Source organism: Saccharopolyspora sp. NPDC050389 (assembly GCF_040655595.1).
Taxonomy (GTDB): Bacteria; Actinomycetota; Actinomycetes; order Mycobacteriales; family Pseudonocardiaceae; genus Saccharopolyspora.
Window position 1 is genome coordinate 58401 of record NZ_JBFAKG010000012.1, and the last position, 20571, is coordinate 78971.

Sequence of the window (20571 nt, forward strand, 5' to 3'; positions counted from 1 at the left end):
GACACCCGGGTGAACGTCAATTTCTCGGGAAATTGCGCCCCACCTGGTGGCGTCGCTCGTGCGGGGTGGGTTACAGGGCGAGGTCGACGACCACCGGCGTGTGGTCCGAGGTGCCCTTGCCCTTGCGGGCTTCGCGGTCGACGTAGGAATCCGTGACCGCTCCGGTGAACCGCTCGTTGCCGTAGACGAGGTCGATGCGCATGCCCTGGTTGTTGGGGAAGCGCAGCTGGCGGTAGTCCCAGTAGGTGAACGGGATGTCGTACTTCAGGGCCCGCGGGTAGACCTCGGCCAGGCCGGTTTCCGCAAGCGCGGCAAGCGCTTTGCGCTCGTCCTCGGTGACGTGGGTGCTGCCGGCGAAGGCGGCGATGTCCCAGACGTCAGCGTCGGTCGGGGCGATGTTGAAGTCGCCGAGCACGGCGAACGGCCGGTCGGCGGCCAGCTCCTCGATGGCGGTGGCGCGCAGCGCGTCGAGCCAGCGCAGCTTGAATGCGTAGTGCGGGTGCCCGACCTCGCGGCCGTTCGGGACGTACACCGACCACACCCGGACGCCGCCGCAGGTCGCGCCGATCGCCCTGGGCTCCTGGGTCTCGAACATCGCGCCGTCGGCCTGGAAGCCCGGCTCGTCGAGCAGCCCGCGCCGCACCTCGTCGATGCCGACCTTGGACAGCACCGCCACGCCGTTCCAGCGCCCGGTGCCGTGCGCGGCGACCTCGTAGCCGAGCTCGCCGACCTCGTCGACGGGGAAGGCGTCGGCGGCGCACTTGAGCTCCTGGATGCACAGGACGTCCGGCTCGGCCTTGCCCAGCCAGTCGAGCAGCTTGGGCAGCCGTGCGCCGACGGAGTTGACGTTCCAGGTGGCGATCCGCATGCCCGAACCCTGCCACACCACCCCGTCACCAGCGCAGCGGCACCCGGGCCCGGCCAGGCCCTGCCAGCCCGTGCGTACTTTGTGCCGCTATAGAGCCTGTTTCCAAACTCGATCTGAGTGGCGGTGCGGGTGGCGGAACCTCAGGCGCCTTCTCGCTGTGGGATCCCCGACATCATGAATGCCAATTCACCACGTCGGGGTTGTCCTCGCGAGAAGACACCTGAGAACCCGCGGCGGTGCGAGTTGCATAGGTGGGCTAAGCGGCTGCGCCGTTTCAAAGACAAAACCCCGCGCTACCACATCCGCACCTCACCACATCCAAAACAGGCTCTATAGCAGCACAAAGTGCACATGGGTCACGATCAGCGGGGGAGCCACTCGGGGCGGCTGGCGCCGCGGGGGAGCAGGACGTGGCGGTAGGCGCCCGGGGTTTCCGTCATGTGGACCTGGTCGGTGACGCCCTGGTAGCGGCCGAGGGGAGTGTCGGCGGTGAAGGTCTCCGGGTCCAGGTAGGCGTGCTCCTCGCCGGTGCCCGCGATGGCGTGGGCGTAGTCGCGGTCGAAGATGCCCATGCTCAGGATCCACAGGGCGGCCCGGGTCAGGGAGATGTGCACGCGGTAGCTGCCGCCCTCGGTGGCGCGGCGGACGAGCGCCTCGCCGATGCCGAGCGCGAGCAGCCACGACACGATGTAGTCGTTGACCACCAGGATCGGCGGCAGTGCCGGCGTCTCGCCGTCGCCTTCGAGGTTCATCATCCCGACCAGGCTGCCCGCGGACTGGTCGAAGCCGACGCGCCCGGCCCACGGCCCGGCGGGTCCGTTGAGGGATGCGGTGGCGTGGATGATGCCCGGGCGGGCGCCGGCGGCCTGCTCCGGCGACAACCCGATCGACTCCAGGTAGCCGGGGCGGCGGTTGGCGTAGAAGACGTCGGCGTCGGCGAGCAGCCGCTGGATCAGCGCGGCGCCCTCCGGACGGTATGGGTCCACTGTGGATGACCGGACCCCGACGTTGGCCGTGATGTAGGTGGTGTCGTGTTCGAGTTCCTTGGGGCGCCACAGGTTGAGCACGTCCGCGCCGTGCAGCGCAAGCGCGCGCCCGGCACCTGCGCCGGCGATCACGTGCCCCATGCCCAGCGCGCGGATGCCGTCCAGCGGCGCGGTGCCGGGGCGGAACGGCTCGGGGTCGCTGTCGCCGATCTTGGTCACCTCGATCAGCGGCATGTCGGCGAAGAAGTCGCGGTACTGGATCTCGGCGAGCATTTCCGCCGGTGAGCGGAGCATCGGCATCACCACGCCGGCCGCCTCGGCCGCCTCCTCCAGATCGCCGGCCCGCCAGCCGGCGATGGCGCGGGCCACCGCCTCGCCGTCGTCCGGCACGCCCAGCAGCTTCTGCGCCCCCACCTTGAGCTTCGGGTACGGGTTGAGCGGCATCACCCACCGGTCGTCGGCGGTGCGGTAGAAGGCGAAGCCCAGCGCGTTGCTCGGGTTCGCCGGGCTTGCGCCGGGATAGCCGTTGAGCAGCTCCCACCGGCGGTCGTAGAACGGGCACAGCCGGTGCGGGGTGGTGCGCAGATCCACCGCGATGTCCTGGCCGCGTCCGCCGCGCAGCTGCCAGATCTTGGCCATCACCACCGACTTGGCTGCCAGCGCGACGGCCGACGCCCCGCCCAGCCGCAGCGGGCTCGGCACCACCGGGTCGGCGCCGCGGAAGGAGACGTGCCCGCCGGAGTCGGCCGGGCCCAGTCCGACGCCGGTCAGCACGTCGGCGAGCTCGGCATGCGGATCGAAGGCGTCGTCGGTGGCGGGGGCTGCGATCGCCTTGCTGATTCGCTCGGTGAGGGACACGGTTCCTCCTGGACTGGTGCCGCGCGGAATTCCTTACCCAGGCTAATTATTTATCATGCCGCCCGGCTGGACCGATTCGCGAACGCGGCGTGACCGCCGCGGTCACGTGGCGTGACCGCGGCGGCGAGTCGCGGAGGAAATGCCGGAATCCACTGAGGACCGGTGCTCGCGGAGAAGGCGATCAGCGGAACATGTTCTGCTCGCCCGCGTACTGGTAGCGCCACACGCCGTCCGCGCGGCGGTCGTGCCGGTCGTAGCGGGCGCAGGGCGCTTCGCCGTCGCGTGGCGACGGAAAGGTGAACTGGCCGAGCGGTAAGTCCGTCTCCGGGGCGGGGATGATGAACGAGCGGCCGTCTTCCGGGCCGCCGATCAGTTCGGCGTGCACGTGCTGCTGCATAGGTCGTCTCCCCGGGCTCGGCCCCAGTCGGTTTCTTGCCCCATAGGACCAAATGCGGCGGCCCGGAGTTCCACACTTCACCCGATCGTCTCAATGCGAGGCCGCTAGCCAGCGAATGGACATCGCGCGAACGGGCGTACCGGCCATCCGATTGGTCTGGCCACGAGCCGGGTACGCCGACGGCATGTGCACTACGACTTCCTGCTGGAGGGCTACGGCGCGAGCACTGCCGTCGTGCGGGGCGCCGGTCGCCGCGCAGCCGGAATCGGCCGGGCCGACGACGGGCTGCGGTGGCGGCCGGTGACCACGCTGTTGGAGGTCGAGGGCCGGCGGATCGAACTGTCCAACCCGGACAAAGTTCTCTACCCCGACGACGGCTACCGGAAACGGGATGTAATCGAGTACTTCCGCTCCGTAGCGGACGTGATGGTCGCGCACACCCGCGGCAAGCCGATGACGCTGCGCCGGTTCCCGGACGGCATCGGCTCCGGCGGGTTCTTCCAGAAGGAGGCTTCGAGCCACTTCCCGGACTGGGTGCGGGTGGCGGCCGTGCCGCAACGAGGCGCGCCCGGCACGGTGCACCACGTCGTCGTCGACGACGCGGCGACCCTGCTCTACCTGGCCGGCCAGGCGTGCCTGGAGTTCCACATCGGACTGTCCACCGTGGATAACCTGGACCGGCCGACACTCGCGGTGCTGGATCTCGATCCGCCGGAGGGAGCGGATCTGCCGGAGCTCCGCGCGGTGGTGCGGCGGATGTGCGAGCGGTTCCGGGACGCCGGGCTGCCGCCGCACGTGCAGGCGACCGGCGGAAAGGGGTTCCACGTGGCCGCCGCGCTGCGCGGCGAACGGGGTTTCGACGAGGTCCGGGCCGCGATCCGGGAACTCGCCGAGCAGGCCGCGCGCGACGAGCCGGACCGGCTCACCATCGAACAGCGCAAGGACAAGCGCGGGAACCGGATCTTCTTGGACACCAACCGCAACGCCTACGGCCAGACGATGATCGCGCCCTACTCGCTGCGCGCCCGCCCGGGCGCTCCGGCCGCGACCCCGCTCGACCTCGACGAGCTCGGCCGGGCGGCACCGCAGTCCTACGGCCTGGCGAACATGGCGCGGCGGCTGGCGCAGAAGGACGACCCCTGGACGGGCCTGGAGGATGCGCGATCCGGCAGCGACTTTCCGCATCCCGACAACCATTGAGCGCCGTTGCCCCCTATCCGGGGCCGAGCGGCGTGCGTGACGCGGCTGCCTCCCGGGTAAGCCTGTTGAACAGGCTTGAAGGGAGGGGACCGTGGAAGCCGAAATCACCCTCGTCGTGGACGGGACCGAGCACCGGCTCACCGTCGACACGCGCATGACCGTGCTCGACGCCCTGCGGGAGCGGTTGAGGATCACCAGCGCGAAGAAGGGCTGCGACCACGGCCAGTGCGGCGCGTGCACCCTGCTGCTGGGCGACCGCCGGGTCAACAGCTGCCTGATGCTGGCGGTGGCGTTCGACGGCGCGGAGTTCCGCACCGCGGACGGCCTGGCCGGCGCCGACCTGCACCCGGTGCAGCGGGCGTTCATCGAGCACGACGCGTTCCAGTGCGGATACTGCACGCCCGGCCAGGTGTGTTCGGCCGTCGGCGTGTTGTGCGAGATGCGCGACGGCGAGCCGAGCGCGGTCACCGCGGACGGTGCCGGGCTGGCCGACGAGATCCGCGAGCGGATGAGCGGAAACCTGTGCCGCTGCGGCGCGTACGCCAACATCGTCCCGGCCATCGCGGAGGTGGCGCAGCGATGAAGCCGTTCCGCTACCAGCGCGCCGCCGACGTCGCCACCGCGGTGGAAACCCTCTCCACGACGCCCACCGCCGCGTTCCTGGCCGGCGGCACCAACCTGGTGGACCTCATGAAACTGGAGGTCGAGCTGCCGGACGTGCTGGTCGACATCCGGCAGCTGACCTCCGGCCGGGTCGAGCAGCACCCCGAGTTCGTGCGCATCGGCGCCTCGGTCACCAACACCGCCCTGGCGGCCGATCCGGTGATCCGCGAGCGCTTCCCGGTGCTCTCGCAGGCGGTGCTGGCGGGCGCGTCCGGCCAGCTGCGCAACCTCGCGACGACGGGCGGGAACCTGTTGCAGCGCACCAGGTGCGTGTACTTCCAGGACGTGACGACGCCGTGCAACAAGCGGGAACCCGGGACGGGTTGCTCGGCGCGGGAAGGCTTCCACCGCGAGCACGCGATCCTCGGCACCTCCGATTCGTGCGTGGCCACGCACCCGTCCGACATGGCGGTGGCGATGGTCGCGCTCGACGCGGTGGTGAACACCCAGGGGCCGCACGGGCAGCGGGCGATTCCGCTGGTCGGGCTGCACCGGCTGCCCGGCGACGAGCCCGAGCGGGACACCGTCCTGGAGCACGGCGAACTGATCACCTCGATCGACATCCCGTCGCTGGGCTTCGCGGCGAACTCCCGGTACCGCAAGGCCCGCGACCGCGCGTCCTACGCGTTCGCGCTGGTGTCGGTGGCCGCCGCGGTGGACGTCGCCGACGGCGAGCTGCGCGACGTCCGGCTGGCGTTGGGCGGCGTCGCGCACAAGCCGTGGCGGGCGACGCGGGCCGAGGCGGTGCTGCGCGGCGCCGTCGCGACCGAGGAGAAGTTCCGGGAGGCGGCCGACGCGGAGCTCGCCGACGCCCGGCCGTTGCCCGGCAACGAGTTCAAGATCCCGTTGACGCGCAACATGATCGTCGATGTCCTCGCCGAGCTCGCGGAGGTGCGGCGATGACCGCCACGACCAGCCTGATCGGCGCGCCGGTCGACCGCATCGAAGGCGACGAGAAGGTCCGGGGCGCCGCGCTGTACGCGGCCGAGCACCCGGTCGACCGGCCGGTGCACGTGTTCCCGCTGCAGTCCGACATCGCGCTGGGGCGGATCACCGGGTTCGACACCACCGCGGCGATGCGCGAACCGGGCGTGCTGGGCGTGCTGACCCACGAGAACGCGCCGCGGCTGGCCTCGACCCAGGACGCCGAGCTGGCGATCCTGCAGTCGCCAGAGGTCGGCTTCCGCGGGCAGTTCATCGGCGCGGTGCTGGCCGAGACCGCGGAGGCCGCCCGGCGGGCGGCGAACCTGGTGCGGCCGAGCTACGAGTCGCGCACCCACGACGCCTCGTTCCACCCCGCCCGCGCGGATCTGGTCAAGCCCGGCGAGGTCAACGGCGGCTTCCCGACCGACACCGACGACGGCGACGTGGACGGCGCGCTGGCCACCGCCGCGGTGGTCCTCGACGCCACCTACACCACGCCGCAGGAGCACAACAATCCACTGGAGCCGCACGCCACCATCGCGATGTGGTCCGACGACGAGCTCACCCTCTACGACTCCACGCAAGGCGTGCACTGGGTGCGCGACACGATCGCGGCGCTGTTCGGCATGGACCCGCACCGGATCCACGTGGTCTGCCCGCACACCGGCGGCGGCTTCGGCTCGAAGGGGCTGCCGCACGCGCACGTGGTGCTGGCCGCGATGGCCGCGCAGCTCGTCACCCCGCGGCCGGCGAAGCTCGTGTTGACCAGGCAGCAGATGTTCTCGGTGGTCGGCTACCGCACCGGCACCGTCCAGCGGATCCGGCTCGGCTGCGACGCCTCCGGCCTGCTCACCGCGATCAGCCACGACGTGGTCGAGCAGACCTCCCGGATCAAGGAGTTCGCCGAGCAGACCGCCGTGCCCACGCGTGTCATGTACGCCGCGCCGAACCGCCGCACCACGCACCGGCTGGTCGAGCTCGACGTGCCGGTGCCGTCGTGGATGCGCGCGCCCGGCGAGGCGCCGGGCATGTTCGGCCTGGAGGTCGCCATGGACGAGATGGCGATCGCCTGCGGCCTGGATCCCGTCGAGTTCCGCATCCGCAACGAACCGGACACCGATCCCGAGACCGGCCGGCCGTTCTCCAGCCGGAACCTGGTCGCCTGCCTGCGCGAGGGCGCGCAGCGGTTCGGCTGGGCGCAACGTGATCCCGCACCGCGCAAGCGCCGCGACGGGCCCTGGCTGGTCGGCACCGGGGTGGCCGCCTCGACGTACCCGGTGTTCATCATGCCGGGCTCGCGGGCCACCATCCAGGCCAGGCCGGACGGCCGCTACCGGGTGCTCATCGGCGCCGCCGACATCGGCACCGGGGCGTGGACCGCGCTCACCCAGATCGCGGCCGACGCGCTGGGCGTCGAGATGTCGGACGTGGTGCTGAGCATCGGCGACACCGACCTGCCGTACGCCTCGGGCGCGGGTGGGTCGACCGGCATCCTGTGCTGGGGTTCGGCGATCGTGGACGCGGCCCGCCGGCTGCGCGCCGAGCTGCCCGGCGGGGAACCGGTCCCGGACGAGGGCGTGGAGGTCACCGGGGCGCTGCCGGACAACCCGTACGCCGGGCAGTTGTCCATGCACAGCTTCGGCGCGCAGTTCGCCGAGGTCCGGGTGCACACCGGAACCGGCGAGGTGCGGGTGCCGCGGCTGCTGGGCATCTTCGCGGTCGGCCAGATGATCAACGCCAAGACCGGGCGCTCCCAGCTGCTGGGCGGGATGACCATGGGGCTGTCCATGGCACTGCACGAGCACAGCGTGGTCGATCCCAGGTTCGGGCACGTGGTCAACCACGACTTCGCGGAGTACCACATCCCGGTCAACGCCGACATCGGCGACATCGAGGCGGACTGGATCGACGAGCACGATCCGTACGTGAACCCGATGGGAGCCAAGGGGATCGGCGAGCTCGGCATCGTGGGCACGGCGGCGGCGATCGCCAACGCCGCCCACCACGCCACCGGCATCCGGATCCGCGACCTGCCCATCACCCTGGACAGGTTCCTGTCCTGAGCGGTGGGGTCGTGCGTACTTTTTGTCGCTATAGCAGCACAAAGTATGCACGGTACTGAGCGGCGCGAACGCGGGCACCCGGTCCACGATGGACTTGTTCCGTTCATGTCCGTGAACGGCTGCGCCGTGCGCAGCAGTCCCGCTGCGCGGAATCGCCGAACCTGGCGAGGTTTTCCGGTATCTCTCGCGATCGCGTCGCCCGATGGGCGTCTTGCCCCGGTATTCGGGCGTTTGTTTGACTGCTCGCGGATCACCGGACTGCCTCGACGGGGAGGTCTTCATGCCCGGACCATCCGCACGTTCCGCCAGGACCGCCGCGATCGGCCTGCTCGCCGCCGCGTTGCTCGCCGGCTCCGCCGTTCCGGGAAGCGCGGCGCCGCCGCCGGCGAATCCGGGCACGAACTACGCCATCGACGATCCCTTCACCGCGGAGCGGACCCGGTGGTGGCGCGACAGCCGGTTCGGGATGTTCATCCACTTCGGCGGCTACTCGCAGCTGGAGGGCGAATACCGGCGGCCCGACGGCAGCGTGTGCCAGAACGCGGAGTGGATCCAGCGCGAATGCGCGATCCCGCGAGCCGAGTACGAGAACCTGGTCGCCGGGTTCGACCCGGCCGAGTTCGACGCCGACGCGATCGCCCGCACCGCGGCCGAAGCCGGGCAGCGGTACCTGGTCATCACGGCCAAGCACCATGAGGGCTATGCCATGTGGCCGACGCAGGTCAACCGGTGGAACCTGCGGGACCACTCGGCGTTCGACAAGAACCGCGACATCCTCGCCGAGCTCAAGCAGGCGACCGACCGGTACGGCATCAAGCTGGGCTTCTACTACTCGATCTGGGACTGGCACGATCCGGACGCCTCGAACCCCGACACGTTCGACCGCTACCAGGAGCGGATGCGCGCACAGCTGCGGGAGCTCGTCACGAACTACGACCCGGCCCTGCTGTGGTTCGACGGCGAGTGGAGCACCGACAACCCGCCCAACCCGTGGACCGCGCAGGACGGCGAGCGCCTGGAATCCTTCGTGCGCGGCCTGAACCCGGAACTGATCGTCAACAACAGGGTCGGCAAGCGGCGGGTCACCGACGGCGACACCGGAACGCCCGAGCAGGAGATCCCGAGCGAGCCCGTCGCCGGGCAGCTGTGGGAGACCTGCATGACGATCAACGGGCACTGGGGCTTCGCGAAGTGGGACCACGACTGGAAGTCCTCGGCCGACCTGGTCCGCAACCTCACCACCACCGCGGGCCGGGCCGGCAACTACCTGCTCAACATCGGCCCCGACGCGCGCGGCCGGGTGCCGGCGGAATCCGTGACGCGCCTGCACGACATGGGCGAGTGGCTGCGCCGCGACGGCCAGGGCGCCGCGGTGCTCTCGGCCGGTGCACCTGGCATCGTCGCCCAGCCGGACTGGGGAACGGTGAGCCGCCGCGACGGGAAGCTCTACGCGTCGGTGTACTCGTGGCCAGGCAACAGCGATTCGCTGACGCTGCAAGCGAAATCCGGATTCGATGTCACGGCCGCACGCGTCCTGGGCAGCGACCAGCGGGTCGACGTCGAGCGCACCGGCGACACGGTGGCGATCCGCCCCTCCGGCGGGCCGACGAACGACCTCGCCACCGTCATCGAGCTGGACGTCGCGACGCCGAGCCCGATTCCCGAAGGCGACGGAACCGGGCTGACCGCGCGCTTCTGGGCACACCGCAACTCGCCGGGCGAACCGGACGTGACGCGCGTCGACCCGGGCGTGAACTACGACTGGAAGTACACCGGTTCGCCGGATCCCGCGATCCTGCCCGCCGGATATTCGGCCCGCTGGAGCGGCACGCTCGAACCGCGCTTCACCGAGACGTACACGCTGCGCACGGTGTCGTCCAACGTCGTCCGGCTGTGGATCGACGACCGGTTGGTGATCGACAACTGGGCGGAGCACGGCCCGGCCGTGGACGACGCGGCCATCCCGCTCGAAGCCGGCCACCGGTACGCGATCCGGATGGAGATGAAGAAGGAGACCAACGAAGGCGTCGCGAAGCTGCTGTGGACCAGCCCGAACACGCCGCAGCAGATCATCCCGGCGAGCCAGCTCCGCCCGGCGGAATGATGCCGCTGACCAGGCGTGGCGCGCTGCTCGCCGGCGGGCTCGCGGCCGCCGGCGCGGTGCTGCCCGGCGGCACCGCCGAAGCGCCCGGCTCGCGAAGCCTGGACTGGCTGATGGACATGGTCCACTCGAACCCGGGCGAACCGCCGACGCGCAGCGCCTACAACGATCCGCGGACGCTGGCCTCGCACGGCCACAACGCCCAGGTGGCCAACGAGTTCCGGCCGCCGCACACCGCCGTCACCTTCGACAGCTTCGACGAGCGGATCTTCCCGCCGGGCTCGGATGCCAGGACGTGGGTCGAGTGGAACGCCGCGACGATCGACGAGCGGATCCGGCAGATCCACCGCGCGGGGCTGCGGGCGCTGTACTTCACCGACATCATCGTGCTGCCGAAGCGCCTGGTCGAGCTCTACGCCGGGGAGATCCTCGGCGACGACGGGCGGATCGACCTGGACCGCCCGCTGACCAGGCAGATCCACCGGGTCATGCTCGCCGAGGTCTTCGACCGGTTCCCAGGCCTGGACGGGCTGGTCGTGCGGACCGGCGAGACGTACCTGTCGAACACGCCGCACCACACCGGCAACAACCCGATCACCCGCGGCGCCGAAAGCCACCTGCTGCTGCTCGACATCCTCCGCGAGGAGGTCTGCGCCAGGCGCGGCAAACTGCTGTTCTACCGCACTTGGTCATTCGACGGCTTCCACACCGATCCGGCGTACTACCTGAGCGTCACCGACCGCGTCGCGCCGCACCCGAACCTGTTCTTCTCCATCAAGCACACCCAGGGCGACTACTGGCGTACCAAGGCGTTCAACCCGACGCTCACCATCGGCCGGCATCCGCAGGTCGTGGAGGTGCAGTGCCAGCGCGAGTACGAGGGCAAGGGCGCGCATCCCAACTACATCGGCGACGGAGTGCTCAACGGATTCGAGGAGAACGCCGACGCGCCCGGGCCCAACGGGCTCGTCGACATCCGGGACCACCCGAACCTGCGCGGGATCTGGACGTGGTCGCGCGGTGGCGGCTGGCGCGGGCCGTACATCGAGCACGAGCTCTGGTGCGATCTCAACTTCTCCGTGGTGAGCCGATGGGCGCGCGACACCGGACGTGCCGAGCGGTCGATCTTCGACGAGTACGGGCGCCGGTTGGGAATGTCCGCAGTGGACAGAGCTCGCTTCCGGCAGCTCGCACTGGCTTCGGCCACGGGAGTGCTGCACGGCCATTACAGCACCGTGTTCGAGCTGGGCCGGACGACGTGGATGCGCGACCAGTTCCTGGGCGGCTCGGACAAGGATCTCACCGCGGACTTCCAACGGGTGCTCGACGCCGGGCTGGTGGACGCGGCGTTGGCGGAGAAGGCGGCCGCGGAGGCGATCTGGGCCGGCATCGACCGGCTGGCCGGGCAGATCCGGCCCTCGGATCCGGAAACCCGGGAGTACCTGCGGGTTTCGAGCAGGTACGGGCTGTTGCTGCACCAGGTGATCCACCACGGCTGGGGCGCGATGCTGCGCGGTTTCGCCGGCGACCGAACCGGCAGCTACGACACGACGGCCATCCGCGCGCACATCGCCGGGTACGACCGGGCCTGGTCGGAGTTCCGGCACCTCGCCGACGCGAGCCCCTCGTGCGCTTCGCTGTACGTCCCGCAGTCGTTCGGCCCGCGCAACCCGGACGGCACCTACGACGCCGACCCGGACCACGGCATGCGCCAATCCGTCGATCGGTACCGGTGACGTCCGGGTTGGGCTACGACCTCGAACGCCAGTCGGAGGCGAGCAGGGACCAGACCTCGACGTCGCGTCGGCGGCCCTGGTACAGGAAGGATTCGCGAAGCACGCCGTCGAGCGTCATGCCCAGGCGCTGGGCCGTCGCCTTGCTCCGGTGGTTTTCCGCGTCGTTGCGCCATTCCACCCGGCTCATGCCGCGCACGCCGATGGCCCAGCCGATCAGGTGCGTCGCGGCCCGCGTGATCAGTCCCCGGCCCTGCGCCTCCGGCGCGATCCACACGCCGAGCTCGCAGACGCCCGCGGGCACGTCGAAGACCCGGAACAGGATCCCGCCGACGAGTTCGCCGCGCAGCCGGATCCCGTAGAGGCGCCCTTCGTCGGCGGCCTGCCGGTCGGCGTAGGTCTGCAGGTAGGCCCGGGCGGACGCCTCGTCGGTGACGATCTCGGTCCACGGCATCCAAGGTGCCAGGTGGTCGCGGTAGCGCTCGGCGTGGGCGGCGAACTCGTCCGCCTGCCAGGGTTCGAGCGGCGTCAGCGCGGCATCTTCGGTGAGGGGATGGCTGAACATGCGTCTCCGTTCAGAGATCGGTCGAGCTCATCCTAGTCCGGTGCGGCGGTGTTCCTCAGCCGTTTTTCCAGGTGCGCACCACGTTCTGAGTCCTCAATAGACGGACGCCTTCGGCGCGGCGGCAGAGCGGCGCGCAGGAGGGTCTTCAGGGAATACCTGAAGAGGTCGTGGCCGCGGCCGAACAGCCACGGGACGCCCTTGGCGAGCAGCCACCGCAGGTGGTCGAACCCGCTGACCCGCGCGCCGCCGGAGCATTCCAGCGACACCTCGCCGGGCACGGCCAGCCCGGCCGCGGCGAACCGGTCGGCGAAGGCGGCGGCGAGCATCCGGTGCCCGAACTCGGAGGGGTGCAGCCGGTCCACGCTCCACGTCGCCGGGTGGTAGGCGCCCGGTAGCCGGTCCAGGTCCACGACGCCGGCGGCATGTTCCGCGGCGACGGCGTCCAGGATCCGGTTGAGCTCGCCGATCCGCCTGGCCAGAGCCTTGCGCAGCGGCCCGGGGAGCCGGAAGACCCGGCCGTGGTCGTGGTAGCGGATCGTCACGACGACCGCGCCCGCGGCGGCCAGGGCGCGCACGACGTCGTTCAGCTGCTGCCGCAGCCGGCGGGCGTCGAAGTCGGAGCGCATGGTGTCGTTCATGCCGACCATCACCACGGCGGCCTCCGGCGCGGCGCGGAGGGCGGCGGGCAGCTGGGCGTCGTGCACGGCCGCGATGCGCGCGCCGCTCGATCCCACGTTCGCCAGCTCCGCGGCGCCGAGCGCCTCGGCCAGCAGCGGTGCGAATCCGCGCCAGCCGCCGGCCACCGGGTCGCCCATGCCCACGGCGACCGAGTCGCCGAGCACCGCGAGGGTCCGTGTTCTCCGCAGGCCGCGCGGGCCCGCCGTGATCGCGTCCTGCACGTGATCATCGTGATCGCCGTGCTTCCTGCGGCGGTGAGGCGGCGGTGACCATCCGGCGACCGCTGGGCGAAGAATCGGCGCGTCAGCCGGGCTCGGCGCGGTAGTTCTTGCCGGGCCAGAACGGCCATTCCTCGAAGGCCCGGCACGTCCCGTCCGGGGCGAACCGGATGACCCACAGGTCCCGGTACTCCTGCGGCACCGACCCGCCGTAGCGGACCTCGACCCGGACGACGGCGGTGTCGCCTTCGAGGGCCACCGGGCTGCTCGTCAGCTGGAACTCCTCGTCGGGCCCGGCCCGCTCGGCCTCCCAAAGCCGCCCGATGGCGGCGAGCCCCACGATGGGCTCGAGGTACGGGGCCTGCTGGTAGCTCGCGTCGGAGGCGAAGATCTCGGCGAGCGCGTCGACGCCAGGCGCCCGCCAAGCCCGCTCGTACCCGGCAACCCACGCAAGCACTCGCTCCCAGTCCATGACCTGGGAGTTTGGCACCGACAAGACCCTCGCGCAGGCTCCGGAGGCCCAGCGGCTCGCGTTCACGGCGGCGAAGTGAACGGCCTGTTCACCTCGCTAGACGGCGCAAACGGTCCGTTCACCTCAGCCGAGGGGGTTCGGCTCGGTGATGCGAACGGCCTGTTCGCTCCGCTAAACGGCGTAAACGGTCCGTTCGCTCCGCTGAGCTTCGGTTATGCCGGTGAGGTGAACGGACCGTTTGGACCGTTAGAGGAGGTGAACAGGCCGTTCGCTTCATCGCCCTTCAGGGGTTCAGCGGCGGCGAGGGCCTCGGCGGCGATGGTTCGGAGGGGGCGGCCGAGGGCTGAGGCCGCCGCTGCGACGTCTTCGTGTTCCGGTTTCGCGTGGTGGGGGCCGTGCTTTACGCGGATCTGGTGGCCTTGCACCGTGACCGTCGTGGTTCGGCGGGGCAGGGCTCGGCGGTCCACCGCGTGGCGGCGAATCCCGAGGCTGCCTGTTTCCGCCAGCACCATCTCGGACAGCGCGGACTCCAGCTCCGGGCGGCACAGCACGTGCAGCACCTGGGCCGGGCGGGACTTCTTCATCGTCGCCGGCGTCGTCCAGGCGTCCGCCGCGCCTCGCTCCAGCGCGCGGTTGATCACGTGCCCCAGCACCTCACCGGTGACATCGTCCACATTGCACTCCAGGACGATCATCGGCTCGACCGGCTCGGCTCCCAGCGGTATCCCGAGCGTCGCCGAAAGCACGTTGGGGCGCTGAGGGAACCGGCGCGTGCCTGCCCCGTAGGCGGTGTCCTGCACGGTCATGGCCGGGGGAGGGGTGAAGCGGGTGCCGATCGCCTGCAGCAGGGCCGCGCCGGTCGGCGTGACCGTCTCGCCCTGCAGGTCGGTGCCGACGACGGCCGCGCCGCGCAGCAGCTGCAGGGTCGCCGGAGCGGGCGCCGGAAGCACGCCGTGGCTGCACCGCACCGTTCCACTGCCCAGCGCCAGCGGCGCGGAATGCACGGCCGTGATGCCCAGGGCGTGCAGCGCGGCGGCCACGCCGACGGTGTCCACCACGGTGTCCAGCCCGCCGATCTCGTGCAGGTGCACGTCATCCGGGTGCTCGCCGTGCAAGGCGCCTTCCACCTCGGCGATCGCCGTGATCGCCGCGGCGGCCAGCTCCGCCACAGGCTCGGGCCGGGCCTGCCGCACGCGTGCGATCAGCTCCGAGGCGTGCCGTTCGGTGCTGGTGTCGTCGACATCCACCACCGCCTTCGTCGCCGCGATGCCGTTGACCTGCACCTGTTCGGTGGACAACCGCCAGCCCGGCAGCCCGGTCGACTCGACGGCCGCCCGCACCTGGTCCAGCGGCGCGCCGAGGCCGAGCAGCGCGCCGAGCAGCATGTCGCCGGAGATGCCGGTGACGGGATTGAGCCAGAGGATCATCGCGGCTTCGCCACCACCTGGGCCAGCCGGTGCGCGGCCATCGCGGCGCCGAACCCGGAATCGATGTTGACCACGGTCAGGCCCGCCGCGCAGGACGTCAGCATGGCCAGCAACGCCGTCACGCCCTCCAGCGCCGCGCCGTAACCGGTGGACGTCGGCACCGCGATCACCGGGCAGGCCACCAGCCCGCCGACGGCGCTGGCGAGCGCGCCTTCCATGCCCGCCACCACGATCACCGCGTCGGCCCGGTCGAGCTCGTCGCGGGCCGCCAGCAGCCGGTGGATCCCGGCCACCCCGACGTCGCGGACCACGTCGGTGGACAGCCCGATCGCGGCCGCCACCGCCTCGGCTTCGGCGGCCACCGGCCAGTCCGAGGTGCCCGCGGTGGCGATGCAGACCCGGAACGAGCCGGCCGCCGCCGGCCGCCACACCAGCAGCCGCGCGGTCTCGTGGTAGGTGCCGCCGGGCACCGCGATCGCCGCGGCGACGTCGGCTTCGACGCGGGTCGCCAGCACGGGACCGGTGCCCCGGGCGAGGAGTTCGGTGACGATGCCGGCGATCTCCGCGGGCCGTTTGCCGGGCGCGTAGACCACCTCGGGAAGGCCCTGCCGGGATTCCCGGTCGGTGTCGACCCGCGCGTATCCGAGGTCGGTGAACCCGGTCATGACGCGGTCCGGGCGGGCAGCAGCGGCAGCAGCACGTTCATCCGTCCACTTCGGAATCCGGCCAGATCCAGCGCGCAGAACTGGAAACCGGCCCCGCGCACCGCGCGGTCCAGCTCGTCGTGCCGCGCCGCGGCCCGGTCGATGTCGGCTGCCGGAACCTCCAGTCGGGCCACCGTGCCCTGGCCGTGCGCCCGCACGCGGCACACCTCGAAACCGAGGCGGTGGATCGCCGCCTCGGCCTGCTCGATGCGGCCGAGCACCTCGGGCGTCACCGGGTCGCCGTAGGCGACGCGCGAGGCGAGACACGCCGCCGCTGGTTTGTCCGCAGTGGACAGTCCGAGTTCCCGGCTGGCGCGCCGGACCGCGTCCTTGCTGAGCTCGGCGTCCACCATCGGCGCGATGGCGCCGCGCTGCGCGGCGGCCTGCTGGCCGGGCCGGTGATCGCCCAAGTCGTCCAGGTTGGTGCCCAGTGCGATGCGGGCGCCCATGACGGACGCCAGCGGCTCCAGTGCGTCGAACAGCGCGGATTTGCAGTGGTAGCAGCGGTTTCCGTCGTTCTCCGCATACTCGGGCCGGTCGGCCTCGTCGGTGCAGACCTCGACGTGCGCGAAGCCACGGCTGCGAGCGAACTCCTTGGCCTGCCGCCGCTCGTCGGCGGCGAGGCTGGGTGAGACGGCGGTAACCGCGAGCATCCGTGAACCGAGCACCTCGTGCGCCACGGCTGCCAGCAGCGCCGAGTCGACGCCGCCGGAGAACGCCACCACGAGGGCCTCCTCCGCGCCGATCCGTTGCCGGAGCCGATCGAGTTCGGGCACGCTCACGGTGGCACTCCTTTCGTCCGCCTTCGGCCGTCCGGCGACGGGAACGGCGTCACGGTCCGGACAGGTGGTCTGACCACACTCTAACCGGATTCGGCGGAAGATCCCATCCCCCGGAGCACGCGCCGGACGTTCTGCCAGGTCAGCGGCCGTGAGTACTTTGGGTCGCTATGGCAACCCAAAGTGCTCACGGGGTCTGACCAGGCGAAATGGGTGGTTAGCGGCCGCTGCCGTAGGGCTTGGTGAGGATCTCCAGGACGTGGCCGTCGGGGTCGTCGAAGTAGACGCCGCGGCCGCCGTCCCGGGTGTTGATCTGGTTCGGCTCCTGATGCGCCGGGTCGGCCCAGTGCGGCAGCTCCTGTGCCTTGATCCGCGCGAAGATCTCGTCGAACTCCGCGTCGCCGACCAGGAACGCGTAGTGCTGCGGGACGATCTTCTCGTCGGTCTCCAGGTAGTCCAGCGTGACGTCGTTGCTCGTCTGGACGCACATGAACGGACCGAACGGTTCCGGATCGGGGAGGCCGAGCAGGTCGGCCACGAACCGCGCGTGGGCGACCTTGTCGGACGTGGCGACGATCGTGTGGTTGAGCTGGACTGGCATGGCATTCTCGCTTTCCTCGTCGTGCTCCGATGTTCCTGAGGCTAGGAGTTACACCAAGGTCGAGGTCAACCCATGTCGTCGCCCTACTCGCCGGAGCATCGCTCGTCCGGGTGGCGAACCGCCCGGGCGGGTGCCCGGCGGCATAGCGTCGAGAGGGCTGGAACCGGCGAGGAGCGGAGGGCGCGGTGGCGGACAACGCGGCACGGGAGATCGCTTCGGGCTACGCGACCGAAGGCGCGGCGGTCGAGCTCGGCGCGGTGGTCGTCGACGGCTCGGTCGATGCCGCTGCCGCCGTGCGGATCCCGCTGGCGACGATGAACCGGCACGGCCTGGTTGCGGGCGCGACCGGCACCGGCAAGACGAAGACGCTGCAGTTGCTTGCCGAACAGCTGTCCGACGCCGGCGTGCCGGTGCTGCTGGCGGACGTCAAGGGTGACCTCTCCGGCCTGGCCAGCCCGGGACAGGGCGGGGACAAGGTGACTGCCCGCGCCGCCGAGGTCGGCGACGACTGGCGGCCCGCGGCGTTCCCCGCCCAGTTCCTGTCGCTGGGCACCGGCGGCCGGGGCGTGCCGATCCGCGCGACCGTGACCAGCTTCGGGCCGTTGCTGCTGGCGAAGGTGCTCGGCCTGAACGCGACGCAGGAATCGACGCTGGGCCTGATCTTCCACTGGGCCGACGAGCGCGGGCTGGCGCTGCTGGACATCAAGGACCTGCGCTCGGTGATCCAGTACCTGACCGGCGACGAGGGGAAGGCCGAGCTCAAGGGCATCGGCGGGGTGTCGGCCGCCAGCGCGGGCGTGATCCTGCGGGCACTGTCCAATTTGGAGTCCCAGGGCGGCGACGAGTTCTTCGGCGAGCCTGAGCTCGAGGTCGCCGACCTGCTCCGGCAGGTCGACGGCAAGGGCGTGGTGAACCTGCTGGAGCTCGACGACGTGCAGGCCAGCCCGGCGCTGTTCTCGACGTTCCTGATGTGGCTGCTGGCGGAGCTGTTCGAGGAGCTGCCGGAGGCCGGCGACCTGGACCGGCCGAAGCTGGTGTTCTTCTTCGACGAGGCGCACCTGCTGTTCAGCGACGCGTCCAAGGCATTCCTGGAACGCATCGAACAGACCGTCAAGCTGATCCGGTCCAAGGCGGTGGGCGTGTTCTTCTGCACGCAGCTGCCCACCGACCTGCCCAATGCGGTGCTCTCCCAGCTGGGCGCCCGCGTCCAGCACGCCATCCGCGCGTTCACCCCGGACGATCAGAAAGCCTTGGCGCGCACGGTGAAGACCTATCCGACGACCGAGCACTACGAGCTGGACGAGGCGCTGACGACGCTGGGCATCGGCGAGGCGATCGTGACGGTGCTCGCCGAGACGGGCGCGCCGACGCCGGTCGCGTGGACCCGGCTGCGTGCGCCCCGCTCGCTGATGGGCACGATCGGCGAGGACGCGGTGCGGGCCGCCGCCGCTTCGTCCGATTTGCACGGAAAGTACGGGCAGGCCGTCGATCGGGAATCAGCCTACGAACTTCTGGCGAAGAAGATCGCCGCCGCGCCCGAGCCGCCGGAAACGCCGAAGAAGCCGGACGAGGCCGGGTTGCTGGAGAAGGCGATGGACAATCCCGCGGTGCGGTCGTTCTTCCGCTCGGCGGCGAGCGCCCTGGGGCGGGAGATCACCCGGGGCCTGTTCGGCAACCGCCGCCGGTGAGCCGTACCGGGCTGGCATCGGTCACCTGATCGGGGTAAGGTGTCGCCGACTTATCCACGCGGGAGCTCGGGCGAACCGGGCTGAGAGGGTGGCACTGCACGCGCCACCGACCGCAGAACCTGTCCGGATAATGCCGGCGTAGGGAGCTGTTGATGGCGCTTGACGTCGATCGTGCCGAAGTTCCGCACACCCTGGACGAACCGGCACCGAAGACGCTCGGCGTGCTCGACCAGAGCGCGTTCTGGGGCAACCTCGGGGTGAGCCTGCTCGGCTTCAGCGGCGCGCTGGCCGTGCTCGCGCCGGCCGGTGTGCCGCAGCTGTCGTTCGCCGCCGCGGTCACCGCGTGCGTGGTGGGCACTGTGATCGGCAGCATCATGGTCGGCCTCGCGGCGGTTCCGGGAGCGCGCACCGGTGCGCCCGCGATGATGCTGCTGCGCGGCCTGTTCGGCACCAAGCTGTCGTACCTGCCGACCGTGCTGAACATCCTGCAGCTGGTCGGCTGGGGCACCTTCGAGCTCCTGGTGATCGCGCAGGGCGCGGAGGCGCTGTTCGGCGGCGGCCCGCACTGGTTGTACGTGCTGGTGGCCGGTGCGCTGACCACCGTGCTGACGTTGCGCCCGCTCGGCGCGCTGCGCCTGCTGCGCCGCTACGTCAGCATCGCGGTGGCGATCGCGATGGTGTACTTCTTCGTCCAACTGCTGCGCCAGCCGCTGCCGGACATGAACACCGGTTCCTGGCAGGGCTTCTGGCCCGGCGCGGACGCCGCGCTGGCGGTCGCGGTGTCCTGGATCCCGGTCGCCTCGGACTACTCGCGGCACTCGAAGTCGGTGTCCGGCGCGTTCACCGCCGCGACGGTGGGCTATTCGGTCACCCAGATCGCCTGCTACCTGCTGGGGCTGCTCGGGCTGGCGCTGGTCGCCGGCGACTCGGACAGGGTGTTCGACCCGATGCTGGCGGTGCCGCTCGGGGTGATCTTCTTCGGCATCCTGGTGCTGCGCGAGGTCGACCAGTCCTTCGCCAACACCTACTCGACCGCGGTTTCCATCCAGAACCTGCGGCCCAGCGCGGACCGCCGGGTGCTGTGCGTGGTCATCGGAGCGTTGATCACCCTGCTCGCGCTGACCCTGGACATCGCCCAGTTCTCGAACTTCCTGCTGCTGATCGGCTCGGTGTTCGTGCCGATGTTCGGCGTGCTGGCGGTGGACTACTTCGTGCACGGCCGCCGCCGCAGCTACGACCTGTCCGCGCAGGCCCCGTCCCGCTGGGGCATGCTGCTGGCCTGGTTCCTGGGCTTCGCGGCGTTCCAGCTGATCAACCCGGGCGAGCTCGGCTGGTGGAGCCGGCTGTGGACCGGGCTGCGGGACGCGATCGGCTTCACGGTCCCGACGTGGATGAGCGCCGCGCTCACCTCGTTCCTCGTGGCCGCCCTGGCGGCCGCGATCATCGGCGCCTTCCGCCGTCGCGGCGCGGAAAGCTGAGGCTATAGAGGCTGTTTTGGATGTGGTGACGTGCGGTTGTGGTAACGCGGGCGTTTTGTCTTTGAAGCGGCGCAGCCGCTTAGCCCACCTTCGCAACTCGCACCGCCGCGGGTTCTCAGGGGTCTTCTCGCGAGGACAGCCCCGACGTGGTGAATTGGTCATTCATGA

General features: G+C 70.8%; 18 protein-coding genes and 1 riboswitch. Of the genes, 8 read left to right on the plus strand and 10 right to left on the minus strand.

Going from position 1 to position 20571, the window contains the following annotated elements; all coding sequences use genetic code 11:
• Positions 1-70: 70 nt before the first annotated feature.
• The 3 genes from AB0I53_RS10335 to AB0I53_RS10345 form a co-directional block, all read right to left on the minus strand.
• Positions 71-868, minus strand: coding sequence for an exodeoxyribonuclease III (locus AB0I53_RS10335; protein ID WP_358599547.1), 798 nt, complete (start codon positions 866-868; stop codon positions 71-73).
• A gap of 362 nt (positions 869-1230) precedes the next feature.
• Positions 1231-2712, minus strand: coding sequence for a CoA transferase (locus AB0I53_RS10340; RefSeq protein WP_358599549.1), 1482 nt, complete (start codon positions 2710-2712; stop codon positions 1231-1233).
• A gap of 181 nt (positions 2713-2893) precedes the next feature.
• On the minus strand, positions 2894-3109 hold the full coding sequence (locus tag AB0I53_RS10345) for a hypothetical protein (protein ID WP_358599552.1): 216 nt from the start codon (positions 3107-3109) through the stop codon (positions 2894-2896).
• Between the two features lie 186 nt (positions 3110-3295).
• Between AB0I53_RS10345 and ligD the strand changes: the two genes are divergently transcribed.
• The 6 genes from ligD (at position 3296) to AB0I53_RS10375 (ending at position 11796) form a co-directional block, all read left to right on the plus strand.
• Positions 3296-4309 (plus strand): non-homologous end-joining DNA ligase, encoded by a 1014-nt coding sequence (gene ligD, locus AB0I53_RS10350; protein WP_358599555.1) that lies wholly within the window; start codon positions 3296-3298, stop codon positions 4307-4309.
• A 91-nt stretch (positions 4310-4400) separates the two neighbouring features.
• Complete coding sequence (locus tag AB0I53_RS10355) at positions 4401-4892, plus strand: 2Fe-2S iron-sulfur cluster-binding protein (protein ID WP_358599558.1); 492 nt, start codon at positions 4401-4403, stop codon at positions 4890-4892.
• Positions 4889-5875: a xanthine dehydrogenase family protein subunit M gene (locus AB0I53_RS10360; protein WP_358599561.1), complete on the plus strand. Its 987-nt coding sequence runs from the start codon at positions 4889-4891 to the stop codon at positions 5873-5875. The genes AB0I53_RS10355 and AB0I53_RS10360 overlap by 4 nt, the downstream gene beginning before the upstream one ends.
• A complete protein-coding gene (locus AB0I53_RS10365; protein ID WP_358599564.1) occupies positions 5872-7959 on the plus strand; it encodes a xanthine dehydrogenase family protein molybdopterin-binding subunit in 2088 nt (695 codons plus the stop codon). Before AB0I53_RS10360 ends, AB0I53_RS10365 begins: the two co-directional genes overlap by 4 nt.
• A 280-nt stretch (positions 7960-8239) precedes the next feature.
• A complete protein-coding gene (locus tag AB0I53_RS10370; RefSeq protein WP_358599566.1) occupies positions 8240-10063 on the plus strand; it encodes an alpha-L-fucosidase in 1824 nt (607 codons plus the stop codon).
• Positions 10060-11796: a hypothetical protein gene (locus AB0I53_RS10375; RefSeq protein ID WP_358599569.1), complete on the plus strand. Its 1737-nt coding sequence runs from the start codon at positions 10060-10062 to the stop codon at positions 11794-11796. The genes AB0I53_RS10370 and AB0I53_RS10375 overlap by 4 nt, the downstream gene beginning before the upstream one ends.
• 13 nt (positions 11797-11809) lie before the next feature.
• Here AB0I53_RS10375 and AB0I53_RS10380 read toward each other — a convergent pair whose 3' ends face one another.
• From AB0I53_RS10380 to AB0I53_RS10410, 7 genes are all read right to left on the minus strand, one after another.
• Entirely contained in the window at positions 11810-12358 is a 549-nt protein-coding gene (locus AB0I53_RS10380) for a GNAT family protein (protein WP_358599572.1), read from the minus strand.
• A 32-nt stretch (positions 12359-12390) separates the two neighbouring features.
• On the minus strand, positions 12391-13257 hold the full coding sequence (locus tag AB0I53_RS10385; protein WP_358599575.1) for a GDSL-type esterase/lipase family protein: 867 nt from the start codon (positions 13255-13257) through the stop codon (positions 12391-12393).
• Positions 13258-13339: 82 nt separating this feature from the next.
• Positions 13340-13726 (minus strand): nuclear transport factor 2 family protein, encoded by a 387-nt coding sequence (locus AB0I53_RS10390; RefSeq protein ID WP_358599578.1) that lies wholly within the window; start codon positions 13724-13726, stop codon positions 13340-13342.
• A gap of 212 nt (positions 13727-13938) precedes the next feature.
• Positions 13939-15153: a nickel pincer cofactor biosynthesis protein LarC gene (gene larC, locus AB0I53_RS10395; RefSeq protein WP_358599581.1), complete on the minus strand. Its 1215-nt coding sequence runs from the start codon at positions 15151-15153 to the stop codon at positions 13939-13941.
• Positions 15150-15818, minus strand: coding sequence for a nickel pincer cofactor biosynthesis protein LarB (gene larB / locus AB0I53_RS10400; protein ID WP_358599584.1), 669 nt, complete (start codon positions 15816-15818; stop codon positions 15150-15152). The genes larC and larB overlap by 4 nt, the downstream gene beginning before the upstream one ends.
• A complete protein-coding gene (gene larE / locus AB0I53_RS10405; protein ID WP_358599587.1) occupies positions 15815-16639 on the minus strand; it encodes an ATP-dependent sacrificial sulfur transferase LarE in 825 nt (274 codons plus the stop codon). The genes larB and larE overlap by 4 nt, the downstream gene beginning before the upstream one ends.
• A gap of 214 nt (positions 16640-16853) precedes the next feature.
• A complete protein-coding gene (locus tag AB0I53_RS10410) occupies positions 16854-17237 on the minus strand; it encodes a VOC family protein (protein WP_358599589.1) in 384 nt (127 codons plus the stop codon).
• Positions 17238-17422: 185 nt separating this feature from the next.
• Between AB0I53_RS10410 and AB0I53_RS10415 the strand changes: the two genes are divergently transcribed.
• The gene (locus tag AB0I53_RS10415; protein ID WP_358599591.1) at positions 17423-18925 is read left to right on the plus strand and encodes a helicase HerA-like domain-containing protein; all 1503 of its coding nucleotides are present in this window, start codon (positions 17423-17425) and stop codon (positions 18923-18925) included.
• Positions 18926-18973: 48 nt separating this feature from the next.
• Positions 18974-19087, plus strand: a riboswitch (TPP riboswitch).
• Entirely contained in the window at positions 19078-20403 is a 1326-nt protein-coding gene (locus AB0I53_RS10420) for a cytosine permease (RefSeq protein ID WP_358599594.1), read from the plus strand. Its footprint overlaps the riboswitch before it by 10 nt.
• Positions 20404-20571: the final 168 nt, after the last annotated feature.

Excerpts from the sequence above, each read along its gene's own strand:
- AB0I53_RS10335 (WP_358599547.1), bottom strand. The coding sequence starts at position 868 with ATGCGGATCGCCACCTGGAACGTCAACTCCGTCGGCGCACGGCTGCCC.
- AB0I53_RS10345 (WP_358599552.1), bottom strand. The coding sequence starts at position 3,109 with ATGCAGCAGCACGTGCACGCCGAACTGATCGGCGGCCCGGAAGACGGC.
- AB0I53_RS10360 (WP_358599561.1), top strand. The coding sequence starts at position 4,889 with ATGAAGCCGTTCCGCTACCAGCGCGCCGCCGACGTCGCCACCGCGGTG.
- AB0I53_RS10365 (WP_358599564.1), top strand. The coding sequence starts at position 5,872 with ATGACCGCCACGACCAGCCTGATCGGCGCGCCGGTCGACCGCATCGAA.
- AB0I53_RS10370 (WP_358599566.1), top strand. The coding sequence starts at position 8,240 with ATGCCCGGACCATCCGCACGTTCCGCCAGGACCGCCGCGATCGGCCTG.
- AB0I53_RS10375 (WP_358599569.1), top strand. The coding sequence starts at position 10,060 with ATGATGCCGCTGACCAGGCGTGGCGCGCTGCTCGCCGGCGGGCTCGCG.
- AB0I53_RS10380 (WP_358599572.1), bottom strand. The coding sequence starts at position 12,358 with ATGTTCAGCCATCCCCTCACCGAAGATGCCGCGCTGACGCCGCTCGAA.
- AB0I53_RS10390 (WP_358599578.1), bottom strand. The coding sequence starts at position 13,726 with ATGGACTGGGAGCGAGTGCTTGCGTGGGTTGCCGGGTACGAGCGGGCT.
- larC (WP_358599581.1), bottom strand. The coding sequence starts at position 15,153 with ATGATCCTCTGGCTCAATCCCGTCACCGGCATCTCCGGCGACATGCTG.
- larB (WP_358599584.1), bottom strand. The coding sequence starts at position 15,818 with ATGACCGGGTTCACCGACCTCGGATACGCGCGGGTCGACACCGACCGG.
- AB0I53_RS10410 (WP_358599589.1), bottom strand. The coding sequence starts at position 17,237 with ATGCCAGTCCAGCTCAACCACACGATCGTCGCCACGTCCGACAAGGTC.
- AB0I53_RS10420 (WP_358599594.1), top strand. The coding sequence starts at position 19,078 with ATGGCGCTTGACGTCGATCGTGCCGAAGTTCCGCACACCCTGGACGAA.